The sequence below is a fragment of the Streptomyces pallidus (ex Mingjun et al. 2026) genome, assembly GCF_051550185.1.
Classification (GTDB): Bacteria; Actinomycetota; Actinomycetes; order Streptomycetales; family Streptomycetaceae; genus Streptomyces.
Window position 1 is genome coordinate 1 of the sequence record NZ_CP196183.1, and the last position, 2,302, is coordinate 2,302.

At 69.2% G+C, this 2,302-nt stretch carries 3 protein-coding genes; all 3 read right to left on the reverse strand.

Annotation, left to right across the window (positions count from 1 at the left end):
• Nucleotides 1-354 precede the first annotated feature (354 nt).
• A complete protein-coding gene (locus ACSHWO_RS38230; RefSeq protein ID WP_438319846.1) occupies nt 355-573 on the reverse strand; it encodes a hypothetical protein in 219 nt (72 codons plus the stop codon).
• Nucleotides 574-698: 125 nt separating this feature from the next.
• Complete coding sequence (locus ACSHWO_RS38235; RefSeq protein ID WP_438319847.1) at nt 699-1,466, reverse strand: AAA family ATPase; 768 nt, start codon at nt 1,464-1,466, stop codon at nt 699-701.
• A partial coding sequence (locus ACSHWO_RS38240; RefSeq protein WP_438319848.1) for a Mu transposase C-terminal domain-containing protein occupies nt 1,463-2,302 on the reverse strand: 840 nt, incomplete at its 5' end. The genes ACSHWO_RS38235 and ACSHWO_RS38240, both read right to left, overlap by 4 nt.

Consider the following 2,302-nt stretch of genomic DNA (forward strand, 5'->3'; position numbering starts at 1 on the left):
CTGCGCGCTGTGCCAGCGAACCGCCTCGCTGCGCTCGGCGGGGCTCGGCTTCGCCGAGCCAGGGCCGGCCCTTCGGGCCGGGTCCTTCGCTTCGCTTCGGACTGGTGTTGGGGTTCCGCTTCGCTTCACCCCCACTGGCCTGGCTTCGCCAGGCCAGACCTCCCGTGCTTCGCGCGGGAGGTGACCTCGTTTCACGAGGTTCAGGCCTCCGGCCTGTTGGGTGCGTCCGCTTCGCTCCCCCACCTGGCCCTTCCGGCTTCGCCTACAGGACAAGCCCGCTCCGCGGGCGGCTGGCAACGGCAACCCGGTGCTGCGCTGGGTTCCTGTCTGAAGGCTGTATCTGGGTCTGGTTGTCTACAACGTGCCGTCAGCGATGCGTTCGGCCGCGTCCTGCGCGACCTCGTTGGCGATGCGCACGCCATACCTCTCACCAGCGGCCAGGAGGGCTTCCTTCGCCTCCGGCGCCGGTCTGCCAGCATGCGTCGCACGGATCTCGGTCAGAGCCTTCTCGAACCGCGCCACGTGTTCCTGAACCCGGGGCATGGCCTTCTCGTAGTCGGAAGCATCAGCCATACGGACAACCTACCCGAGCCAGCCGATGCTTCATTTCTCGTTCAGGATGAACTTTGGAACCAGTGGGTTGCACCGCTACCTCGCCGATCACCCTGCTGTCGCGATCGTGGGACTGCGTGGGGGTGTCAGCTGCCCAGCTTGCTGAAGGCCCAGCGGAGCACTTCTTGGTCAGGGTGGTCGCGGCCTGTCTGTTCGAGTGCGGTCAGGGTGTGGGCAGTGAGTCTGGCCCAGTTCCGGAAGTTGCCGTGTGCCGCGTGGCGGTCGGCGAAGGCGATGTCCGCGGGATCGGTCTGTGCCCAGACGGGGTGGTAGAGCGGGATGACCTGCTGAACTTCCTCCGGTGTGAGCTTGGTGAGGTGCTGCCAGATGAAGATGCGTGAGGAGAGCATCGGCTCCTTCCGCAACACCGTGTGCGCCCCCTCGCCGCCGGCGAAAACGATCGCGACCTGCGAGTACGGGTGGTCCCAGACGTACCGGAAGTATTCGAACGTCTCTCGATTGAGCCACTGAGCTTCGTCCACGACCAGCGTACGCGGCTGCGCAGCCAGCGAGTCCAGAAGCAGCCGATCGAACTCGGACGGGTGACGCGGCGGTTCGCCCGGCAGACCGAGCGCGGCGAAGAGTTCGTGGCGCACCGCGCGGGCGGTGGGACGGGCGCGGAAGGCGATCCGGCAGACCTCCTCGCCACGTGTCCGCTCCCGCTCGCGCAGGCAGACGTTCACGGCGAGCGTCTTGCCGACGCCAGCCGGACCATGGAGGCACATCATCGCCCTGGCCTCGATCGTGTCCGCGATGTTCTCCCGGGCCGCCAGGAGCGCGCGGGTCGTGACGACCGCCGCGTCCGCGAGCTGGGTGTAGTGATCGGTCTCCCGCGGCGGCAGCTGGCTCGTCATCGCTTCTCTTCTCGGGCGGCGGGGCGCAGGGAGGCTGGGGTGTTCCAGTCGTCGGGCGGCGGGGCGGGCGGGATGAGGTCCGGCAGGGCCAACGCGGCCATGTCGCTGCCAGCGGACGTCATGAGTTCCTGGTCGGCTTCGGCTGCCGTGACAGCGCCCAGGCGCTGCGCGGGCGTGGGCGCGGTGGCTGGTGCGAAGCGCTGTCGGCGCAAGGCCTCCGCCTTTTTGGCTTCCTCGCGCAGGCGGCGGGCCCGCACGGTGCGGGTTCGGCGCAGCTCGTCGAGCTGTTCGGGGGTGGCGGCGTCCGCGAGGTGGGCAGTGCCCAGGTGGCGGCCGGCCGGGTCGCAGACCTCGATCTCGTGATCGTGGTGGGGCATGTGCCGGATCCGGACGCTGCGCCCTGCCTGGCCGGCCATCCACGCACCGAGGTAGTCCCGGCCGCGCCAGCGCACCCCGTGGCTGCTCAGCTTCCGCACCCGGCCGTCGTCCTCCAGCATCAGCCCCCACAACGCGGCCTCGGGGACGTCCGAGACGGGTGTGGGGTCAGCCTGCCAGGCCTCCAGGGGAGTCCGGCCGTTCAGGCCGGCTGGGCGGTGCTCGGTGTTCCACCACCGCGCCCAGTCGAGGACCTCGGCGGTGAACTCGGCGAAGGTCAGCGGAACCGGCTCGTCAGGGGCGGGCTTCTTCTTGGCGGGTCGGGGCTTGGGGGTGAGGGTGTAGCCAGGCAGGACGGCGAAGAGCATGCGGTCCACGCACCGGTTGAGGTTCTCCACCGTGCCCTTCAGATGAGGGCTGTAGGCAGGCAGGTCCTCGCGTTTGCTATCCAGGTCGGTGAA